General features: G+C 68.4%; 19 protein-coding genes. 12 read left to right on the top strand and 7 right to left on the bottom strand.

Annotated elements, in window-relative coordinates:
• Positions 1-46 precede the first annotated feature (46 nt).
• The 5 genes from KBY71_RS06280 (at position 47) to KBY71_RS06260 (ending at position 3947) form a co-directional block, all read left to right on the top strand.
• Positions 47-919, top strand: a complete 873-nt coding sequence (locus KBY71_RS06280; protein WP_254928109.1) for a cation diffusion facilitator family transporter — start codon at positions 47-49, stop codon at positions 917-919.
• Positions 912-1424, top strand: a complete 513-nt coding sequence (locus tag KBY71_RS06275) for a hypothetical protein (protein ID WP_254928092.1) — start codon at positions 912-914, stop codon at positions 1422-1424. Before KBY71_RS06280 ends, KBY71_RS06275 begins: the two co-directional genes overlap by 8 nt.
• A 17-nt stretch (positions 1425-1441) precedes the next feature.
• Positions 1442-1999, top strand: coding sequence for a hypothetical protein (locus tag KBY71_RS06270; protein ID WP_254928091.1), 558 nt, complete (start codon positions 1442-1444; stop codon positions 1997-1999).
• Positions 2000-2004: 5 nt separating this feature from the next.
• On the top strand, positions 2005-3033 hold the full coding sequence (gene trpS, locus KBY71_RS06265; RefSeq protein WP_254928090.1) for a tryptophan--tRNA ligase: 1029 nt from the start codon (positions 2005-2007) through the stop codon (positions 3031-3033).
• 170 nt (positions 3034-3203) lie between these two features.
• Entirely contained in the window at positions 3204-3947 is a 744-nt protein-coding gene (locus tag KBY71_RS06260) for a glycoside hydrolase family 104 protein (RefSeq protein WP_254928089.1), read from the top strand.
• A 19-nt stretch (positions 3948-3966) separates the two neighbouring features.
• Here the strand turns inward: KBY71_RS06260 and KBY71_RS06255 are convergent, their stop codons facing one another.
• From KBY71_RS06255 to KBY71_RS06245, 3 genes are read right to left on the bottom strand one after another with little or no spacing between them, the layout of a single operon-like run.
• Positions 3967-4293 carry a DUF2752 domain-containing protein gene (locus tag KBY71_RS06255; RefSeq protein WP_254928088.1) on the bottom strand — a complete coding sequence of 109 codons (327 nt, stop codon included), beginning with the start codon at positions 4291-4293 and terminating at the stop codon, positions 3967-3969.
• Between the two features lie 53 nt (positions 4294-4346).
• The gene (locus KBY71_RS06250; RefSeq protein WP_254928087.1) at positions 4347-4793 is read right to left on the bottom strand and encodes a TM2 domain-containing protein; all 447 of its coding nucleotides are present in this window, start codon (positions 4791-4793) and stop codon (positions 4347-4349) included.
• Positions 4794-4795: 2 nt separating this feature from the next.
• Positions 4796-5173: a DUF2605 family protein gene (locus tag KBY71_RS06245; protein WP_254928086.1), complete on the bottom strand. Its 378-nt coding sequence runs from the start codon at positions 5171-5173 to the stop codon at positions 4796-4798.
• Positions 5174-5322: 149 nt separating this feature from the next.
• Between KBY71_RS06245 and thrS the strand changes: the two genes are divergently transcribed.
• The 7 genes from thrS (at position 5323) to KBY71_RS06210 (ending at position 14639) form a co-directional block, all read left to right on the top strand.
• Positions 5323-7038 carry a threonine--tRNA ligase gene (thrS, locus tag KBY71_RS06240; RefSeq protein ID WP_254928108.1) on the top strand — a complete coding sequence of 572 codons (1716 nt, stop codon included), beginning with the start codon at positions 5323-5325 and terminating at the stop codon, positions 7036-7038.
• A gap of 13 nt (positions 7039-7051) precedes the next feature.
• Positions 7052-8044 carry a glucokinase gene (gene glk, locus KBY71_RS06235; RefSeq protein WP_254928085.1) on the top strand — a complete coding sequence of 331 codons (993 nt, stop codon included), beginning with the start codon at positions 7052-7054 and terminating at the stop codon, positions 8042-8044.
• Between the two features lie 27 nt (positions 8045-8071).
• The gene (gene thrB / locus KBY71_RS06230) at positions 8072-9043 is read left to right on the top strand and encodes a homoserine kinase (protein ID WP_254928084.1); all 972 of its coding nucleotides are present in this window, start codon (positions 8072-8074) and stop codon (positions 9041-9043) included.
• 116 nt (positions 9044-9159) lie between these two features.
• Positions 9160-10752 carry an NAD(P)H-quinone oxidoreductase subunit 4 gene (locus KBY71_RS06225; RefSeq protein ID WP_254928083.1) on the top strand — a complete coding sequence of 531 codons (1593 nt, stop codon included), beginning with the start codon at positions 9160-9162 and terminating at the stop codon, positions 10750-10752.
• A gap of 28 nt (positions 10753-10780) precedes the next feature.
• Complete coding sequence (locus KBY71_RS06220; RefSeq protein WP_254928082.1) at positions 10781-12895, top strand: M3 family metallopeptidase; 2115 nt, start codon at positions 10781-10783, stop codon at positions 12893-12895.
• Entirely contained in the window at positions 12895-14001 is a 1107-nt protein-coding gene (locus tag KBY71_RS06215) for a phosphotransferase enzyme family protein (protein ID WP_254928081.1), read from the top strand. The genes KBY71_RS06220 and KBY71_RS06215 overlap by 1 nt, the downstream gene beginning before the upstream one ends.
• On the top strand, positions 13998-14639 hold the full coding sequence (locus tag KBY71_RS06210) for a DOMON-like domain-containing protein (protein ID WP_254928080.1): 642 nt from the start codon (positions 13998-14000) through the stop codon (positions 14637-14639). The genes KBY71_RS06215 and KBY71_RS06210 overlap by 4 nt, the downstream gene beginning before the upstream one ends.
• A gap of 5 nt (positions 14640-14644) precedes the next feature.
• Here the strand turns inward: KBY71_RS06210 and KBY71_RS06205 are convergent, their stop codons facing one another.
• The 4 genes from KBY71_RS06205 to KBY71_RS06190 all read right to left on the bottom strand — a co-directional run.
• Entirely contained in the window at positions 14645-15010 is a 366-nt protein-coding gene (locus KBY71_RS06205; RefSeq protein ID WP_254928079.1) for a dihydroneopterin aldolase, read from the bottom strand.
• The gene (locus tag KBY71_RS06200) at positions 15007-16308 is read right to left on the bottom strand and encodes a glutamate-5-semialdehyde dehydrogenase (RefSeq protein WP_254928078.1); all 1302 of its coding nucleotides are present in this window, start codon (positions 16306-16308) and stop codon (positions 15007-15009) included. The genes KBY71_RS06205 and KBY71_RS06200 overlap by 4 nt, the downstream gene beginning before the upstream one ends.
• A 7-nt stretch (positions 16309-16315) precedes the next feature.
• Positions 16316-17212, bottom strand: coding sequence for an ROK family protein (locus tag KBY71_RS06195; protein ID WP_254928077.1), 897 nt, complete (start codon positions 17210-17212; stop codon positions 16316-16318).
• The coding region (locus tag KBY71_RS06190; protein WP_254928076.1) for a translocation/assembly module TamB domain-containing protein at positions 17212-19524 on the bottom strand (2313 nt) is incomplete at its 5' end. The genes KBY71_RS06190 and KBY71_RS06195, both read right to left, overlap by 1 nt.

Below are 19524 nucleotides of genomic sequence, written 5' to 3'. Positions count from 1 at the left end.
CACCCCCCGCGACAACCCCGGCGACAACCGCCAACAGGTCAAGCGGGTGCTGTTGGTGGCGCTGGCCGTCAACGTCAGCATGACGCTGTTGAAACTGCTGGTGGGCCTCCTGAGTGGCTCCCTGGCGGTGCTGGCTGACGCCATGCACAGCGCCACCGATGGCTTGTCGAGCCTGCTGGGCCTGCTCACCAACGGGCTCTCGGACCCCGAGCCTGACCGCGATCACCCCTACGGCCACCACAAGTACGAGGCCTTGGGGGCGCTGGCTATCGCCGCCTTCATCCTGTTCACCGCCTTTGAAATCCTCCAGACCGCGGTGCATCGGCTCCGTGGTGGACTGCTGCCCCTGCGGCTGGAAGGTCAGGAGCTCCTGTTGCTCCTGGTGGTGCTGGGCTTCAACATCCTGCTCGCCAGCTACGAGCGGGCCGAGGGGCGCCGGCTGGGCAGCCCCCTGCTCACGGCCGATGCGGCCCACACCAGCAGTGACATCTGGACCACAGCCGTGGTGCTGGTGGGACTCAGCGGGGCCGTCTGGCTGAAGCTCCCCTGGCTGGACGTGGCCCTGGCCATTCCGCTCTGCCTACTGCTGGTGCGGGTGTGCTGGACCGTGTTGCGCTCCAACCTGCCCCTGCTGGTGGACCAGATCGCCATCGCTCCGGAGGCGATTCACCAGGTGGCCATGGGAGTGCCTGGGGTGCTCAACTGCCACGACATCGCCAGCCGGGGGGTGCTCGGACGCCAGGTGTTCATCGACATGCACATGGTGGTGGATGCCAATGACCTCCCCACCGCCCACCGGATCACGGAGCTGGTGGAGGAACACCTGGAAAGCCGCTTTGGCAAGGTGCGCTGCACCATCCACCTGGAACCGCGGGAATACGCCAGCCCGGCCATCACCTTCAAGGGGACCCATGGCTGAGATCCTCGAAGCCCTGACGATGCGGCAGCGATGCCTGCTGCAGGACTGGGCTGGGGAGCTGCAGGCCGCTCCGGGCTGGTGCGGATCCTTGCCTGTGGCCATCCTCGAGCGGTGCTGGCTGCGGCTGCGTCGGGTGCCCATCGAGCAACTGGCCCTGGCCCTCCCCCCGGATGCCAGTGCCGACGCCCCGGAGCTGGTGCGCTACCGCACCTGGATCGCCGCCGGAGAACCGGCCTGGTCGGCCCAGTTGCGCTGCTGGCAGGAGTTCGGCCAGCCGGCCTGCCAGGAAGCCCAGCGCCATTTTTGGAACCACCAGGACCGGGGCAACCACGGCTGGACCCTGGAGGCCTATCTCCAACTGCTGGACACCTACCGCCGTCAGGTGGAGCCCGCCGGCCAGCGGTGCCTGCCCCTCCTGGTGCTGGCCCGCGCCGGCCAACGGGAGGCCCACACTCTGCACTGGCTCACCCCCCTGGGCCGGCCGATGCGGCACACTTGCGCCTGACTGCAAAGGCTGCGGCCATGGCCGACGACACGACCACCTCCCATCCCCGCGACGACCGGGGGGAACGGCCCAGTGGCGGCCGCCCTCCCGGCAACCGTGAACCCGGCGGCTTCCGCATTCGCCTGAGCGACAACGAGATGCGCGCCGCGCGCGCCATCCAGGAGAGCTTTGGTCTGCGCTCCACCGTGGCCGCCCTGGGATTCGCGATCCGCACCGTCGCCCAGCTGCTGGAGGACGGCCAACTCGATGCCCTCGTCGCCCAGCAACGGGCCCAGGGCGGCAACCGCGGCGGTGACAGCCCCCGTGGGGATGGCCCCCGTGGGGATGGCCCCCGTGGGGATCGCCGCCCCCGCGACGGCGAGGGTCGGGGCAGCCGCCCGGAGCGCGGCCCCCGCATTGACCCCTTTGCCAGGCCCAGCAAACCGGCCCCGGTTGCGCCCGTGGTTGAGGAGGAGCCCACCCCCGCGATGGAAGAAGCAGCTCCAGCCGAGCCCGCAGCACCTGCCGAGCCCGCAGAAGAGCTGAATCCGGACGCAGCCCCCGAGGCGTCCAGCACCGACGCCGTCGAGAGCTGAGCCCCATGCCACGGCCGAGGGTTCTGTCCGGAGTCCAACCCACCGGGGCGTTGCACCTCGGCAACTGGCTCGGCGCGATCCGCAACTGGGTGGCGTTGCAGGACAGCCACGACACGTATTTCTGTGTGGTGGACCTGCATGCGATCACCGTTCCCCACGATCCGGCACGGCTGGCCGAGGACACCCTCACCACCGCAGCCCTGTATCTCGCCTGTGGCATCGATCCGCAGCGGTCCACGGTGTTCGTGCAGAGCCACGTCAGCGCCCACAGCGAGCTGGCCTGGCTGCTGAATTGCGTCACCCCGCTCAATTGGCTGGAGCGGATGATCCAGTTCAAGGAAAAGGCGATCAAGCAGGGCGACCAGGTGTCGGTGGGCCTGCTCGATTACCCGGTGCTGATGGCCGCCGACATCCTGTTGTATGACGCCGACCTGGTGCCGGTGGGGGAAGACCAGAAACAACACCTGGAACTGGCGCGGGATATTGCCCAGCAACGCATCAACGCCCGGTTCGCCCCCCGCGACGCTGCCGGCGAGCCGATCCCGGTGCTCAAGGTGCCTGAGCCGCTGATCCTCAAGGACGGGGCCCGGGTGATGGGCCTCACCGACGGCAGCAGCAAGATGAGCAAGAGCGATCCCAATGAGGGCTCGCGCATCAGCTTGCTGGATCCACCCGAGCTGATCACCAAAAAGATCAAGCGGGCCAAAACCGACCCCACCATGGGCCTGGAATTCGGCAATCCCGAGCGCCCGGAAGCCGACAACCTGCTCGGGCTGTACGCCCTGCTGGCGGGTAAGAGCCGGGAGCAGGCCTCCCAGGAGTGCGGCGCGATGGGCTGGGGCACGTTCAAACCCCTGCTGGCAGAGGCTGCCGTAGAAGCCCTGCGCCCCGTACAGGAGCGCTATCAGCAGTGGCGCCAGGATCCTGGAGCGGTGGAGGCGGTGCTCCGTGATGGACAGGCCCAAGCCGCCACCGTGGCCGAGGAGACCCTGGATCGCGTGCGCCAGGCGCTCGGATTTCTGCCCCGCAGCTGAGCGGCGCCCTGAACCTTCAGCCCGTCAATGATCAGCTGAGCTAATCATTGACGCGACCCCACGGCCGGGCAGCCGCCGGCACCAGCAGAAGCCACGAGTCCCGGACGAGACCAGTGACTCGCAGGGATCGCGGCTGAGACCCAGGGCGAAGCGCCCATGCGCTGCACACCGTGTCGCAGTTGTCTACCCCCGGGCCTGGGGGGGTGGCCGGGCGACCGGGCTGGCGGCCAGGGTCCTCCCAACCGCGATGCCATCGCCTGTCCCGTCCAACGTCCAAGACCAGCCACCAACGCCAAGCGCCCCGTTCGCTGGAACGGCTCTTCGGGTCGGGGCCCCTCTGTGGAGCCGCCCTGCTGCTGACCCTGCCACCAGCCATCCAGCCAACCCCGAGCGCAACCCTCCCGCCAGCGCAGCCAGCCCAGCGCAGCAGCGCAACGGCCTATGCCATCACCCCTGAGCGCCGCGCCCTATTGGACACGATCCGCTTTGCCGAAGGCACGTGGAAGGGCGGCAGTGTGACGGGCTATCGGGTGCTCTACGGCGGTGGATTGTTCGCCAGCCTGGAGCGGCACCCGGAGGTGACCGTGCACCGGCGCTACAGCAGTGCCGCCGCAGGCGCTTACCAATTCCTGCCGGCCACCTGGCGGGAAGCGTCCCGCAAGCTCGCCCTGAGGGATTTCAGCCCAGCCAACCAGGACCAGGCGGCCCTGTATCTGGTGGAACGGCGGGGCGCCCTGCAGGCCGTCGACCGCTCTGGCCTGGGCAGTGCGGTGCTGGCTCGCCTGTCGCGCGAGTGGGCGTCCCTGCCCGCCAGCCATGGCGGCAGCCATTACGGCCAACCGGTGAAAAGCCGCGAGGAGCTGATCAGCTTCTATGGCAATGCCCTGCAGCGGGCCAGGCAGGCCCTGGGCTGAGCGCGGGGCTCCCTCCAACTCAGGCCGGCAGGGGAGCGCCGTGACCCCAACCCCAGAGTCGCCACAGCCAGTAGGCCAGTCCCAGCAGAGCCACAACACCGCTGCCCCGCCTCACCAGTCGCGTTGGCCAGCGCCCTCCCAGCAGCGTCCAGACGCCGAGCCCCAGGCCCAGGGCCACCAGCAGCGGTCCCAGGGCATGCCATGTCACCGCCTGAGCCCAATCACCCCGCAGCGTCGCCAGCACGGAACGGGTGAGAAAGCAGGTGGGGCAGGGGATGCCCGTGAGCTGGCGCAGCGGGCAGCGCCACAGCCCCAGCGGCAGGCCCTGCCAAGACGCCCCGGCCACGGCGCCCCCCGCCCCCAGGAGCAGCCCTGCTGCCAGCCTGGCGCCCGTTCGGCTCACGGTTCCCGGTACACCACCCGACCCCGTTCGTCATTGCCCACATCCAGCAGGTTGGCGTGCAGCAGCCGCTCAATTTCCTGCCTCACCTCGCGACTGTCCATGCCATCGGGCAGGTCCATCTCGAGCAGGGCGTCATTGAGGGTGAAGCCCGCCTCACCACTGCGTCGGGCCAGTTGCACCAGCTGCAGTTCCACCGACTGGGACGGTGCGCGCAGCAACAGGATCCCGTTGGCCTGATCCACCAGTTCGGGCATCAACCACAGATCCACCAGCTGGCCCACGAAGCAAAAGCCGAAGGTGACCAGCCAGAGGGTGCCGCTCAGGGGCTTGCGGTTGTAGAAGCGATGCAAGCCACAAACCCCCACCAAACCCAGGGCCCAGAGGCCATAGGCAAGGGCCAGGTTGCGGCGCTCCGGAGCCAGGGGGCGTCGAGAAGGGAGCATGGCTAGGGGCGATCAGCCTCAGGGCCATCCGCACTCGGATGGGCCGGCAGGGACACGCCGCTGAGCCGCAGGCTGGCGGACAGGTTCCACACCGTCAGCACCAGCTGGTGCCAGGGGGCCAGGGTTTCCATCTCGAGAGCCATGGGGCTGGGCACGGCCTGGCGCAGGCTGCTGGCGGCCGAGAGTTCCTTGCGGGCCTGCTCGAGCCGCTGGCGCAGGGCCTGCTGTTGATCCAGGGGCATCACCGCCTCTGGGCAGTGATCCAGCAACACCAGGCCCCGCTCAAACCAGGTGCTGAAATCCCCCAGCAGGGAACCCAGCAGCTGGTCGAGCAGCTCACCGGAGGATTCCGGCACTGGCGATGGCGAGGAGAAACCCATCAAGCCAGCCTAGGAGCGCTGCGTAGGATTCCTCTTCGCCCTGTTCAGACGCGCGATTCGTGCCCGTGACCCCCACCAGCCTCGAGCCCGCACGAATCAACCTGCCCAAAACCAGCGAGAGCCCCCAGCTGCTGCGCATCCGCCACTCGATGAGCCACGTGCTGGCCATGGCGGTGCAGAAGCTGTTCCCCAAGGCCCAGGTGACCATCGGCCCCTGGACCGAGAGCGGCTTTTACTACGACTTCGACAATCCCGATCCCTTCACCGAGGCCGACCTCAAGGCCATCAAAAAGGAGATGGGAAAAATCATCGGCCGCCGGCTGCCGCTGGAGCGGATCGAGGTGAGCCGCGCCGAAGCCGAAGCCCGAATCCAGGCCCAGAACGAGCCCTACAAACTGGAGATCCTGGCGGGTATCCAGGAGCCCATCAGCCTCTACACCCTGGGAGAGGAGTGGTGGGACCTGTGCGCCGGGCCCCACGTGGCCAACACCAGCGAGCTCAACCCCAAGGCCTTCGAGCTGGAAAGCGTGGCCGGCGCCTATTGGCGGGGCGATGAAACCAAGGCCCAGCTGCAGCGGATCTATGGCACCGCCTGGGAGACCCCCGAGCAACTGGCGGAACACAAGCGCCGCAAGGAAGAGGCCCTGCGCCGCGACCATCGCCGTCTGGGCACCGACCTGGATCTGTTCTCCATCGAGGACGAGGCCGGCGCCGGCCTGGTGTTCTGGCATCCCCGGGGCGCCCGCATGCGCCTGCTGATCGAGGACTTCTGGCGCCAGGCCCATTTCGATGCGGGCTACGAGCTGCTCTACACCCCCCACGTGGCCGACATCAGCCTGTGGAAGACCTCAGGCCACCTGGACTTCTACGCCGAGAGCATGTTCGGCCCCATGCAGGTGGATGAGCGGCAGTACCAGCTCAAGCCGATGAACTGCCCCTTCCACGTGCTCACCTACGCCAGCACCCTGCGCAGCTACCGGGAGCTGCCGATCCGCTGGGCCGAGCTGGGCACCGTGTACCGCTACGAGCGCCCCGGCGTGATGCACGGGCTGATGCGGGTGCGCGGCTTCACCCAGGACGACGCCCACGTGTTCTGCCTGCCGGAGCAGATCGGCGATGAGATTCTGCGCATCCTCGATCTCACCGAACAGATCCTCTCCACCTTCGACTTCCGCAACTACGAGATCAACCTCTCCACCCGCCCCGAGAAATCCATTGGCGAAGACGCCGTGTGGGAGCTGGCCACCAACGGTCTGATCGAGGCCCTGGACCGCAAGGGCTGGGCCTACAAAATCGATGGGGGCGGCGGCGCCTTCTACGGCCCCAAGATCGATCTCAAGATCGAAGATGCCATCGGCCGGATGTGGCAGTGCTCCACCATCCAGCTCGACTTCAACCTGCCGGAACGCTTCGCCCTGGAGTACGTGGCCGCCGACGGCACCCGCCAGCGCCCGATCATGATCCACCGCGCCATCTTCGGCTCGCTGGAGCGGTTCTTCGGGATCATGACCGAGAACTACGCCGGCGATTTCCCCTTCTGGCTGGCCCCTGAGCAGATCCGGCTGCTGCCGGTCACCGATGAGGTGATGCCCTATGCGGAGCAGCTCCTGGGGCAGCTCAAGGCCGTGGGAGTGCGCGCCACCATCGACCACTCCGGCGAGCGGCTGGGCAAGCTGATTCGCAATGGCGAGCAGATGAAGGTGCCGGTGCTGGGGGTGATCGGCGCCAAGGAGGCCGAAACCGAGAGCGTGAGCCTGCGCAGTCGCCGCGACGGCGACCTGGGCAGCGTGGCCGTGGCGGCCCTGCTCCGTGCAGCCAGCCAGGCCAACGGCAACCGGGCCGCGGGACTGGAGCTCACCGCTTGAGTCGCCCCCAGCCATGACCACCCTGTTGGCCGGCGATATCGGCGGCACCAAGACCCTGCTCGCCCTCTACGCCCTGGACACGAGCACGGGGCTGACCCTGCTGCGCAGTGAGCGCTTCCCCTCCGCCGACTGGGACGATCTGGCGCCCATGGTGCGCCATTTCCTCGACCACGGCGGGCCCTCTCCGTCGGCAGCCTGCCTGGCCGTGGCCGGTCCGGTGGCCGGGGGCCAGGCCCGACTCACGAACCTCGACTGGCAGCTCGACCAGGGGCGGCTGCAGGACGCCACCGGAATCCCCCGGGTCGAACTGGTGAATGATTTCGCCGTGCTGATCTACGGCCTGCCCCACCTGGGCCCCGAGCAGCAGGCCCCGATCCGCGCCGGGATTCCCCAGGCCGACGCGCCCCTGCTGATCCTGGGGGCCGGCACGGGGCTCGGCGTGGCCTACGGCGTGCCCAGCCAGGCTGGCCTGGTGGCGGTGGCCAGCGAGGGAGCCCATGGTGAATTCGCACCCCGCAGCAGCGCAGAGTGGGAGCTCAAGCAATGGCTGCTCCGCGAGCGGGGCCTGGAGCGGGTGTCGATCGAACGGGTGGTCAGTGGCACCGGGCTCGGAGAGGTGGCCCGCTGGCTGCTGCACACCCGCGATCCCAACGCCAACCACCCCCTGACAGCCCATACCGCGGGAGACGACCTGCCCGCAGCGGTGGCTGAGGCCGCCGCCGGGGGGGACGCCCTGGCCAGGGACGCCCTGGCCCTGTGGATTGGCTGTTACGGCAGCGTCTGCGGCGATCTGGCCCTGGCCGGGCTGAGCCGGGGCGGCATCTGGCTGGCGGGAGGAACGGCCGGAAAACTGTTGGAGGATCTGCGCTCCCCGGGCTTCGAGCAGGCCTTCTTGAACAAGGGTCGCCTGGAGCCCGTGCTGGCCGCCATGCCCATCACCGCCGTGGTGGATCCAGCCATCGGCCAGTTCAGCGCCGCCTGCCGGGCGCGCATGCTCGTTGCCTGAGACACTGGGCTCAGCAGAAGTCGTCGCATGGTGCGCCCCCGGGTCGGCCAAGGGGTCGTGGTTCACGTTCCAGCCACCACAGCCAATCTCGGCCCAGGCTTCGATTGCCTTGGGGCCGCCCTGGAGCTCGACAACGTCTTCCAGATGCGCTGCATCGAGGGCGGCAGTGAACGCTTCGATCTGATCATCGAAGGGCCGGAAGGGGCCCATCTGCGCGGGGGGCCCGACAACCTGGTGTACCGCTCGGCGCAACGGGTGTGGAAAGAAGCTGGCGAGGAGCCCGTGGCCCTCGAGGCCCGGGTGCGCCTCGCCGTCCCGCCGGCCCGGGGCCTGGGCAGCAGCGCCACGGCGATTGTGGCCGGCCTGATCGGAGCGAATGCCCTGGTGGGGGAACCGCTCAGCCGGGAGAAGCTGCTGGAGCTGGCGATCGACATCGAAGGCCACCCCGACAACGTGGTGCCCTCCCTGGTGGGCGGTCTCTGCATGACCGCCAAAGCCGCCTCCCACCGCTGGCGGGTGGTGCGCTGCGAATGGTCCCCGGAGGTGCAGGCCGTTGTGGCAATCCCGGCCATCCGCCTCACCACCAGCGAGGCGCGCCGGGCCATGCCCAAGTCGATTCCGGTCGGCGATGCGGTGATCAACCTGGGCTCGCTCACCCTGCTGCTCCAGGGCCTACGCACCGGCAACGGCGACCTGATCACCGATGGCATGCACGACCGCCTGCATGAGCCCTACCGCTGGGGTCTGATCCATGGCGGCAAGGCCGTGCGCGAAGCGGCCCTGGCGGCGGGAGCCTGGGGTTGTGTGATCAGTGGTGCCGGACCCAGCCTGCTGGCCCTCTGCCCCAAGCCCATGGCCGAGGCCGTGAGCAAGGCCATGGTGCGGGCCTGGCACCAGGCCGGCGTGGAATCCCGCTCCGAGGTGCTGGCCGTGCAGCAGTCCGGCAGCCGCTGGGAAGCCCTGCCAGACCAGCCCCAAAGCCACCCCGAAGGCGCCTAAAGGTCTAGGTAGTTTTACTCAGCAGCGATGGGGCGACTGATAGATTTGATCGTGATTCCGGCAGCGCCTGAACCCGGCCCTGCCCACCGAATCCCCAGATCTGCAATCGGGCTGTGATGGACGCCAACCTGCCCTTCCTCCTCGCGTCCAGCCCTGCCCTGCCAGCCGGCAGCGGCACCGCCTTTCCCTGGCTGAGCCTGATCGTGCTGCTGCCGGCGGCGGTGGCCCTGGTGATGCCCCTGCTCCCAGGCGACGGCAACGATCCCAAATGGCCGCGCACCCTGGCGCTCGCCACCCTCGGGCTCGATCTGGCCTTGATGCTGGTGTGCTTCAGCCAGCACTACGACGGCTCGGTGAGCGGGCTACAGCTGGTGGAACGGGTGAGCTGGGTCCCAGCCCTCGGGCTGGAGTGGTCCCTGGCCGCCGATGGGCTCTCCACCCCCCTGGTGCTGCTCTCCGGCCTGGTGACCCTGCTCTCGGTGGCCGCCAGCTGGAACATCAACCGCAAAACCCGGCTCTACTTCGCCCTGATGTTGGTGCAGGCCTCAGCCCAGGGCCTGGTGTTCCTCTCCCAGGACTTCCTGCTCTTCTTCCTCGCCTGGGAATTGGAGCTGGTGCCGGTTTACCTCCTGATCGCCATCTGGGGCGGCAAGCAGCGCCAGTACGCCGCCACCAAATTCATCCTGTACACCGCCACCGCCTCCCTGCTGATCCTGCTGAGCGGCTTGGCCCTGGCCTTCTCCGGCGACACCTTCACCTTCAACCTCTCGGAGCTGGCCAGCCGCTCCCCCGGCGGCACCTTTGGCCTGCTCTGTTACCTCGGCTTCCTGGTGGGTTTCGGGGTGAAACTGCCGATGTTCCCGCTGCACACCTGGCTGCCGGATGCCCACGGCGAAGCCAATGCGCCGGTGTCGATGCTGCTGGCGGGGGTGCTGCTGAAGATGGGGGGCTATGCCCTGCTCCGCTTCAACGTGCAGATGCTGCCGGAGATCCACCTGCAGCTGGCCCCGGCCCTGATCGTGCTGGGCATCGTCAACATCATTTACGGGGCGCTGAACGCCTTCGCCCAGGACAACGTCAAGCGCCGGATCGCCTGCAGCTCGGTGAGCCACATGGGCTTCGTGCTGGTCGGCATCGGTGCGATTGACGCCCTGGGCATCAGCGGAGCCATGCTGCAGATGATCAGCCATGGCCTGATCGCCGCGGCGATGTTCTTCGTCACCGGAGTGTTCTACGAGCGCACCGAAACCCTGTCGATCCCCAACATGGGTGGCCTGGCCAAGGCCTTGCCGATCACCTTCGCCTTCTTTCTCGCCAGTTCCCTGGCCTCCCTGGCCCTGCCGGGCATGAGCGGCTTTGTCAGCGAGATCACGGTGTTTCTGGGGGTCACCGCCAACGACGGCTTCACGGTCGGCTTCCGGGTGATCACGATCGTGCTGGCCGCCATTGGCCTGGTGCTCACACCGGTGTATCTGCTCAGCCTCTGCCGGCGGGTGTTCTTCGGTCCCCGAATTCCGGCCCTGGCCGTGGTGGGCGACATGCGCCCCCGCGAACTGCTGATCGGCCTCACCCTGCTGGTGCCAACCCTGGCCATCGGCTTCTGGCCCCGACTGGCGATCGATGTGTACGAGGCCTCCACCAATGCCCTGGCGGAGCAGCTGAGCTCCACCGCCCTTGTGGCCATGGGCCGGTTGACCGCCTTGGGCTGAACCACAGACCCGCCGGCGATCGGGTGAAATGGGGTCAACCTTCTCGCCAGCGATCACCGTGAGCGCTCCGATGCCGCTTCTGGCGGGCCAGGGTCTCCCCCAGTTCACCGCCATCACCCCGGAGCAGGTAGACCAGGGCATTCCAGCCCTGCTGGACGCCCTCAACGGCGAACTGACGGCCCTGGAAACCACGCTCGAGAGTCGGCTGGCCCAGGGGGAGGCCGCACCCCTGAGCTGGACTGAGGTGATGGAGCCGCTCCAGCATCTCGGCGAACGGCTGCGCTGGAGCTGGGGGGTGGTGAGCCATCTCAATGGGGTCTGCAACACCCCCGAACTGCGAGCAGCCCATCAGCAGCAGCAGGGGGCTGTCGTGCAGTTCGGCAATCGGGCCGGCCAGTCTCGCCCCATCTACCGGGCCCTCGAAGCGCTGCAGCGGAACGCTGCCGAGCTCGATCCCACCCAGAACCGCATCCTCGCCACCGAGCTGCGCGACATGCAATTGCGGGGGGTGGGCCTCGAGGGACCGGAACAGGACGCCTTCAACAGCGCCAGCGAACGCCTGGCCGAGCTGGCCACCGCCTTCGGCAACCATGTGCTCGATGCCACCAACAGCTGGAGCCTCACCCTCACCCAGGAGGACGAGCTCGACGGGCTTCCCGCCAGCCTGCGGGATCTGCTCGCCCAGGCCGCCCGGGACGCGGGGGACGAGGGCTGGCGGCTCGGACTGGACATGCCGCGGGTGGTGCCCTTCCTCAAATACAGCCGCCGCCGTGACCTACGCGAGCAGGTTTACCGGGCCCAGGTGAGCCGGGCCTCCACCGGCGACCTGGACAATCACCCCCTGATCGAGCAGATCCTCGCGCTGAAGCTGGAGCAGGCCCAGCGTCTTGGATACCCCAACTGGGCCGAGGTGAGCTTGACCTCAAAAATGGCGGGATCGGTGCAGGAGGTCGAATCCCTGCTGGACGATCTGCGCGCCGCCGCCTATCCGGTAGCCCAGCGCGAGCTGGCCGAGCTTTCGGCCTGCGCCGCCCGCCACAGGGCTCCGGAAGCCAGCGATCTCCGCCCCTGGGATGTGAGCTACTGGGCCGAGGTGCTGCGGCAAGAGAGCTTTGACCTCGACAGCGAAGCGCTGCGGCCCTGGTTCTCCCTCGAGCAGGTGCTCCAGGGACTGTTCGGACTGTGCCAACGGCTCTTCGACATCCGCATCCTGGCGGGGGATGGGACTGCCCCCACCTGGCATCCCGATGTGCGTCACTTCCGGGTGCTCGATGGGGCCAGTGGCGAGCCCTTGGCGGGGTTCTACCTCGATCCCTACAGCCGCCCGGGCAGCAAGCGCGGCGGCGCCTGGATGGATGAGTGCCTCGGTCGCTCCCGCGACCTGGAGGGCAAGCCGGTGCTGCCGGTGGCCTACCTGATCTGCAACCAGAGCCCACCGGTGGGAGACACCCCCAGCCTGATGACCTTCGAGGAGGTGGAAACCCTCTTCCACGAGTTCGGCCATGGCCTGCAGCACATGCTCACCACGGTGGAGCGGCCCCAGGCCGCCGGCATCAACAACGTGGAATGGGATGCGGTGGAGCTGCCCAGCCAGTTCATGGAGAACTGGTGCTACGACCGGTCCACGTTGATGGGTATGGCTCGCCATTGGCAGAGCGGCGAACCGCTGCCGGAAGCGGAATACCAGAAACTGCTGGCGGCCCGCACCTTCATGGGCGGCAGCGCCACCCTGCGCCAGGTGCACTTCGCCCTCACCGACCTGCGCCTGCACAGCCAGTGGACGCCAAACGGTGACCTGAGCCCCGAGCAACTGCGGCGCCAGATCGCCACCACCACCACGGTGCTCGAGCCCATCCCCGAAGACGCCTTCCTCTGCGCCTTCAGCCACATCTTCGCCGGCGGCTACTCGGCCGGCTACTACTCCTACAAGTGGGCGGAAGTGCTCAGCGCCGACGCCTTCAGCGCCTTCGAGGAGGTGGGCCTGGATCAGGAAGAGGAGATCGTGGCTACGGGTCGCCGCTTCCGGGACACCGTGCTGAGCCTGGGCGGCAGCCGTTCGCCAGCGGAGGTGTTCGAAGCCTTCCGGGGGCGCCCGCCCAGCAGCGAGGCCCTGATTCGCCACTCCGGCCTGGTATCCGCCTGATGGGCGCCTCCGCACCGGATCTGGAGGCCATCGCCGGCCGCTTTGACCTGCCCGCCGCGGTGACCGCAGTCACCCCCCTGGGCAACGGGAATGTCAACGACACCTACCGGGTGGACACCGCCAGCGGCGAACGTTTTGTGCTGCAACGGCTCAACACGCAGGTGTTTCCCCAGCCGGAGCTGGTGATGGGCAACCTGCAGCTCCTGAGCGACCACGCCGAACGGCGCCGCAACGGCCTGGGAGCCGGCTCCGGCGAAGGACGCTGGGAATTGCCCCGGGTGATCCCCAACCGGCACAGCGGCAACCCGTGGGTCACGGCCAACGACCAGTTCTGGCGGCTGATCAGCTTCGTGGACGGTGCGGTGACGGTGGATGCCATCGCCAACCCGGAGCAGGCCCACCAGGTGGGCCGCGGACTGGGGCTGTTCCACAGCCTCATCAGCGATCTCCCCACTGACCAGCTGGCCGATACCCTGCCGGGCTTTCACATCACACCCGGCTACCTGGACGCCTACGACCAGACCCTGAAGCGCGTCGAGATCCAGCTCTGCGAGGCCGGCCAGTGGTGCACCGAATTCGTCGAGCAGCGCCGCCAACTGGCACCGGTGCTGGAGGCGGCCAAGGCCGACGGCCGCCTGCGGCTGCGGCCGATCCACGGCGATCCCAAAGTGAACAATGTGATGCTCTGCGCCAGCACCGGGGTGGCGGTGAGCCTGGTGGATCTCGACACGGTCAAACCCGGCCTGGTGCACTACGACATCGGCGACTGCCTGCGCTCCGCCTGCAATCCCCTCGGAGAGGAAGCCGAGCCCACAGAGGCCATCCACTTCGACCTCGATCTCTGCCGGGCTGTACTGGAGGGCTACCTGGGGGCCGCGCGGGACAGCCTGAGCGACACCGATCTCGACCACATCTTTGACGCCGCGCGGGTGATCAGTTTTGAGTTGGGCCTGCGCTTCTTCAGTGACCATCTGGCTGGAGACGTCTACTTCCGCACCCAGCGCCCTGGCCACAACCTCGACCGGGCCCGCGTGCAGTTCAAACTCACCGAAAGCATCGAGGCTCAGGAGCAGGACATTCGCGCCATCGTGGAGGGGCTGCGATGAGCCACCAGCCGATCGCACCGATCTCCTTTTCGCTGGTGCCTTTTGCCGCCCCGTCGCAAGCGCTCGCAGGCCAGGACGGCAGGATGCACCCCGCCGAGCTCAGCATCGGCGGCCACATCGGCCTCGAGGCAGGACAGCTGGAGCTGACCTACATCCTGAAGGGGGACCTGGAGCAACTCCAGATCGCCCCGACGGTGGCAACTCCCCAGCGACGCGATCTGCTCTGGCAGACCACCTGCCTGGAGCTGTTCCTGGCCCGCCAGGGAGCCCAGGATTACTGGGAATTCAACCTGTCACCCGCCGGTCACTGGAACGTCTACCACCTCGAGGGGTACCGCCAGGGCCTGCAACCTGAGCTGGCCTACCAGGAGTTGCCATTTCAACTCACCCGATCGGAGCAGGAGCTGCTCCTCACCCTGCGCTGCCCCCTTCCACCGGCCCTGCTCCACCCAAACTCCCTACCGGCGGATGGCCCAGGTGCCTTGGAGGTTGGCATCACCGCGGTGGTGGAACGCAGGGATTGCTCAAAGAGTGATCGCTCAAACAGTGATCGCTCCATCGGCTACTGGGCCCTGCACCATCCAGGCACGGAAGCCGATTTTCACCACCGGGGCGGCTTCTGCCTCACCCTCCCCTGAGGGCATCAACAGGACCCATGGCGCTCACGTTCCACAGCCACCACGCCTTCGAAGCCTGAAACGGGGGCCTGGCATTTGCGCAACTCCAACCAGACGGGCACCGGGCCATAGAGCTCCTCCACCAGATCCAGCATGGATTCGCTGTAATGCTCCAGGGTGTGGCAGCGGATGCTGAGGGCCTGGCGCTGCAGGGCGGAGATCAGCACGCTGTAGTCGAGGGTGTCGGCGAGGGCATCACTGCGGCCCGCAGGCGCGAGATCAAAGGCGAGGCGCAGGTCGAGCTCGAACCACTGGCCCTCGGCCCGTTCGAAATCGAGCACGCCCACGTGGGCCCAGAGCCGTAGCCCACGCACATGGATCAGGTCGCTCACAGGGGCAGGGAGCGATGGGTGAACTGGCGCGCGCCGCTGGCGTAATCGGCGGCGATGTGGCCCTCACCCCGCAGCCGGTAGCGGTAGGTGACCAACCCCTCCAGCCCCACCGGGCCTCGGGGCGGCAGGGTTTGGGTGGAGATGCCCACCTCGGCACCAAAGCCGTAGCGGAAACCATCGGCGAAGCGGGTGGAGCAATTCAGATACACCCCGGCGCTGTTGACCGCCGCCAGGAAGCGATCGGCCGCCGCCGGATCGGTGGTGCAGATGGCATCGGTGTGGCGCGAGCCGTAGCGGGCGATGTGCTCGAGCGCAGCCTCAAGGTTGGGCACCACCTTCACGCTCAGGATCAGGTCGGAATACTCCGTGCTCCAGTCGTCGTCAGAGGCGGGATGGCTCACCCCCAGAGCCATGGCGGCGGCATCGCCGCGCAATTCGACGCCGGCCTGCCCAAAGGCCACCGCAGCCCTGGGCAGGAACACCGGCGCAATCGCCCCATCCACCAGCAGGGTTTCGATCGCGTTGCAGGCGGCCGGATACTGGGTTTTGGAATCCAGCGCCACCTTCAGAGCCAGATCCAGATCGGCAGCCCGATCCACAAACAGGTGGCAGATGCCGTCGGCATGGCCCAGCACCGGGATGCGGGTGTTGTCCTGAATGAAGCGCACGAGGGCGTTGGAGCCCCGGGGAATGATCAGGTCGACCAGGCCGTCGAGCTTCAGCAACCCCAGGCTCTCCTCCCGGCTGGTGAGCAGCTCCAGGGCGTCAGGGTCCACCGCACTGTCCGCCAAGCCTCGGCGCAGGGCCGTGAGGATGGCAGCGCAGCTGTGGCTGGCCTCCCGGCCCCCCTTGAGCAGGGCCCCGTTGCCGGAGCGGATGGCCAGGGAGGCGATCTGCATCACCGCATCCGGGCGGGCCTCAAAAATCACCCCCAGCACCCCCAGAGGCACCGTCACCCGCTCCAGCACGAGGCCTGCATCGAGCTCGGTGTGCAGCTGGCGCTGGCCAACCGGATCGGCCAGGTCAGCCACCTGGCGCACGCCGGCGATGGCGCCATCCAGCTTGGGGCAATCGAGCTTGAGGCGGGCCACCAGGGCAGGCGCCAGCGCCTCGGCCGCCGCGGCCTCCAGATCGGCCTGGTTGGCCGCCAAGATGGCGTCCCGGCTTTGCTCGAGGGCCTCAGCCATCGCCAGCACGGCCTGCCGGCGCTGCCCGTCGGTGAGCTGCCCCAGAGCCATGGCGCTGCGGCGCACCTGGCCCGCCCGGGCCAGGAGATCGGGGGTGGGATCGGGAATCATCTGCCCATCATCCCAAGCCAGGTCCCAGCCGCTGCAGGGCCAGGTAGGCCGCACCCAGCCGACCGGCCCCATTGCCAAGGCTGCAGCGCTGGATCGTCAGCCCCTCCCGGCTGGCCGGCTGAACCCGCAGCTCCACCTCGGCCCAGACCGCTGGCAGGAAGTGGGCACTGGCGCCACTGAGGCCGCCGCCGATCAGCACCCGTTCCGGCGTGAACACGTAGAGCAGGGAACTCACCCCCAATCCCAGCAGCCGGCCATAGGTCTGCCACACCGCTAGGGCCTCGGCATCGCCGGCATCGGCGCGGCGACACAACTCCGCCGGCTCCACCGGGGACAGGCGATCGAAGCCGCGGCGACTACAGAACGACTCCAGCGAGCCACGGTTGCCGCTGTTGCAGGGGGGACCCTCCGGGTCGATGCCGATCAGACCGGGCTCCGCCGCAGCGCCCCGGTGGCCCGTAAACAGCTGGCCATCCAGCAGCACCGCACCGCCAACACCCGTACCGAGGGTGAGCAGCACCACATCGCGGGCATCGCGAGCCGCACCGCGCCAGTGCTCGCCGATCAAGGCACAGTTGGCGTCGTTGGCCAGGGTGACGCGGCGCTCCAGCAGCGGTTCGAGCCAGTCAGCCAGGGGCACGTCCTGCCAACCCGGCAGGTTGATGGCAATGCGGGCCACCCGGCAGGCCCGGTCGCTCGGGCCGGGATGGCCCACCCCCACCCGATCGGCCAGCCGCTCGGGATCGAGCTGCTGCACCGCCTCCACGATCGCCGTGGTGACCGCCCCGGGCAGGGAGGGCTGGGGCGTGGGCACCACCAGCTCCGCCAGCAGCTCACCCGCCTCGCTGAAGCGCCCGAGCTTGATGGCGCTCCCCCCCAGATCCACCCCGATCAGCTGGGCCATCAGAAACGGAAGAACAGCTGGAGCTGGGTCTGCCAGGCCCCCTGGCTGTCGATCGATCCCTGCAGGTTGAGCAGTTCCGAGGCCTTGTAGTTGAGGTTCAGCTGGGGGGGCACGTCGGAGCGGTTCGGAGCCGCAAGCACCGATGCATTGAAGCGCTCGCTGATGTCGAGGCCGATCTCCGCGCCGAGCACCAGCTGGGGGGGGACCCGGCCCGAGCGGCGCTCCGCCGTGCTGTTGACGATCTGGTTCACGTAGGTGGGATAGAGGGCAAAACTGAGGCGTTGCCCAAAGGCGTCGCCGAGGGTGCCAAGCAGGGGGGAGAGCAGGGTCTGGCCTAAGGCCGTGGCCAGCACCGTGCCGCCGGCGGAGCCCGCCAGACCGGCCAGGGTGTTGCCGCCGATCAGGGCCAAAAGGCGATCTTCCGAAAGGGGTGGGGAACTGCGCAACACGAGATTGTCAGCGAGGCGATCGGCCGGACCACTCACACTGAGATACACCCGCACCAGGTTGAGCTGGTCGAGGGAATTGGTGGCACCGGTCGCCTGGTAATCCTGCAGGGACAAACTGCCGGCGGGGCCAAGGCCGCTGGTGAGCGGCAGGTTGTCGGACACCCGGGTGCGCAGGGCGATGTCGAGGTAGGGGATAAGCCCCATGGAGGGGGTGAACACCGCCACGTTGGGGGCATCGGGATCGAGGTTGAAGGTGGTGGTGAACAGGTTGAGGCGACCCCGCAGCAGCCGCACCACCCCCTGCAGCCGCAAGCTCGGATCGAGCCGGCCGTTCAGCCGCAACAGCCCAGTCGTGCCAAAGCTGGCGAGGTTCGGCACCCCCACGTTCAGATCCGGGCCCAGGCTGAGCCGGAGATCGTCAAAGCCCACGGCCTGGACGTTGGGAACGGCGGCGCGCAGGGCCTCACTGGCGTTGCTCTCCACATCCGGGCCGAGCAACACCAGGGGTTCCTGGTAATTCCAACGGGCATCGAGCAGGTCTGCTGGCGAGGCCGCACTCACCGTGGGCCGGGACTCACTGGCCAGGCGGGCCGGCTGCACGTTCACGCTGCCCCGGCTGATCGCCAGCGCACCGCCGATGTCAACGGCCGGCAAACTCCCGCCGATGCGCAGTTCGCCATCGGCCACGGCCTTGATGCGGGGCAGGGCAAAGGGCACCGTCTTGAGCACCAGGGCGAGGCTGGATGGCTGACCTTCGGCGCTGCGTCCCGGGCGCAACAGGCCGAGGCTGCCCTGGCCGCTCACCGATCCCTTGTCGCCCACCTTGGCGTTGAACTCCTGGAGCACCAGCTGTTCAAAGTCGAACAGCACGGTGGCCTCGACGGCGTGAACCCGCTGACCGATGAACTGGAGCTCGCCGCCGCGGAGCCGCAGGAAACCATTGGCAATCGGGTTGACCACGCTGCCGCGCACCAACAGCTGCAGGTCACCACTGCCCTCGGTCCACTCCAGGGCGGGCTGGGCCAGGCCGGCCAGGAAACGCAGGCCGTCGTCCCGACTGGCCAGGCGCAGCTCCACACCCTCCTGGGCGGGATTGAGGGGCACCACCCCGGCCAGATCGACGCTGCTGGAGGCGCCCGCCGCGCGCAGGGAGAGGTCGAGCAGCAGACGTCCGTTCTGCAGCTGGATCAGGCCCCGGTCAAGGGCAAGGGCGGTCTGCCGCAGGCTGGCCTGATCCAACGCGAGGTTGAGGCTGAGTTCCGGCTCGGGGCCGCCGAGGCTGTAGCGACCGCGGCTCGAGAGGGTGCCCGAGAGCCCTGCGGGCACGGGGGTGAGCAGGGCCAGCAGCTCCAGCGGCAGGTCGGCCAGGCTGAACTCACCGGCCCCCTGGCGCAGGGGACCCTGGAACCGGGCCACCAACGGCACCTTGGTGAGGGCCCTGTCCAGATCCTGCTCCGGCAACCAGAGCTGGGCGCGCGCCTCCAGATCGGCGCGGGCTGAAAGCAGGGAAGGCCCCGCCAGGCTGAGGTCGAGGTCCACGCTGCCAGCAAGCTGCTGCAGACGCTCCTGGGGAGTGAGCCGGCTGTCGCGCTCCGCCCGGGCAAGCCCGACGCGCTGGCGGGCCAGGTCGAGCGCCCGCAGCTGGTCCTGCACGGTGCCCCCGAAGGTGTCGATCAGCAGGCTGCCGATGTCGCTGGCCCGTCCCCCGATCGGCTCGCCCCCACCGCGCCACTGGGGCCAGGCCCGCGCCAGTTGCTGCAGGAACCGGGTCGACAACTGCCGGCCCTCGAGACGGGAGCGAAAAGCCCCGTTCCAGAGGCCGCTCCAATCCACCGCCAGCTCCCCGCCCCCCAGGGGGGACAG

The sequence above is a fragment of the Cyanobium sp. T1B-Tous genome, assembly GCF_024345475.1.
Classification (GTDB): domain Bacteria; phylum Cyanobacteriota; class Cyanobacteriia; order PCC-6307; family Cyanobiaceae; genus Cyanobium_A.
This window is presented reverse-complemented; position numbering and strand designations above follow the sequence as displayed.

What these genes read in the sequence shown, in the direction of transcription:
- KBY71_RS06250 (WP_254928087.1), bottom strand. Translation starts at nt 4,793, where the DNA reads ATGCTCCCTTCTCGACGCCCCCTGGCTCCGGAGCGCCGCAACCTGGCC.
- KBY71_RS06215 (WP_254928081.1), top strand. Translation starts at nt 12,895, where the DNA reads ATGGGCGCCTCCGCACCGGATCTGGAGGCCATCGCCGGCCGCTTTGAC.
- glk (WP_254928085.1), top strand. Translation starts at nt 7,052, where the DNA reads ATGACCACCCTGTTGGCCGGCGATATCGGCGGCACCAAGACCCTGCTC.
- KBY71_RS06220 (WP_254928082.1), top strand. Translation starts at nt 10,781, where the DNA reads ATGGGGTCAACCTTCTCGCCAGCGATCACCGTGAGCGCTCCGATGCCG.
- thrB (WP_254928084.1), top strand. Translation starts at nt 8,072, where the DNA reads ATGGTGCGCCCCCGGGTCGGCCAAGGGGTCGTGGTTCACGTTCCAGCC.
- KBY71_RS06200 (WP_254928078.1), bottom strand. Translation starts at nt 16,308, where the DNA reads ATGATTCCCGATCCCACCCCCGATCTCCTGGCCCGGGCGGGCCAGGTG.
- KBY71_RS06245 (WP_254928086.1), bottom strand. Translation starts at nt 5,173, where the DNA reads ATGGGTTTCTCCTCGCCATCGCCAGTGCCGGAATCCTCCGGTGAGCTG.
- KBY71_RS06275 (WP_254928092.1), top strand. Translation starts at nt 912, where the DNA reads ATGGCTGAGATCCTCGAAGCCCTGACGATGCGGCAGCGATGCCTGCTG.
- KBY71_RS06225 (WP_254928083.1), top strand. Translation starts at nt 9,160, where the DNA reads ATGGACGCCAACCTGCCCTTCCTCCTCGCGTCCAGCCCTGCCCTGCCA.
- KBY71_RS06195 (WP_254928077.1), bottom strand. Translation starts at nt 17,212, where the DNA reads ATGGCCCAGCTGATCGGGGTGGATCTGGGGGGGAGCGCCATCAAGCTC.
- trpS (WP_254928090.1), top strand. Translation starts at nt 2,005, where the DNA reads ATGCCACGGCCGAGGGTTCTGTCCGGAGTCCAACCCACCGGGGCGTTG.
- KBY71_RS06270 (WP_254928091.1), top strand. Translation starts at nt 1,442, where the DNA reads ATGGCCGACGACACGACCACCTCCCATCCCCGCGACGACCGGGGGGAA.
- thrS (WP_254928108.1), top strand. Translation starts at nt 5,323, where the DNA reads ATGAGCCACGTGCTGGCCATGGCGGTGCAGAAGCTGTTCCCCAAGGCC.
- KBY71_RS06210 (WP_254928080.1), top strand. Translation starts at nt 13,998, where the DNA reads ATGAGCCACCAGCCGATCGCACCGATCTCCTTTTCGCTGGTGCCTTTT.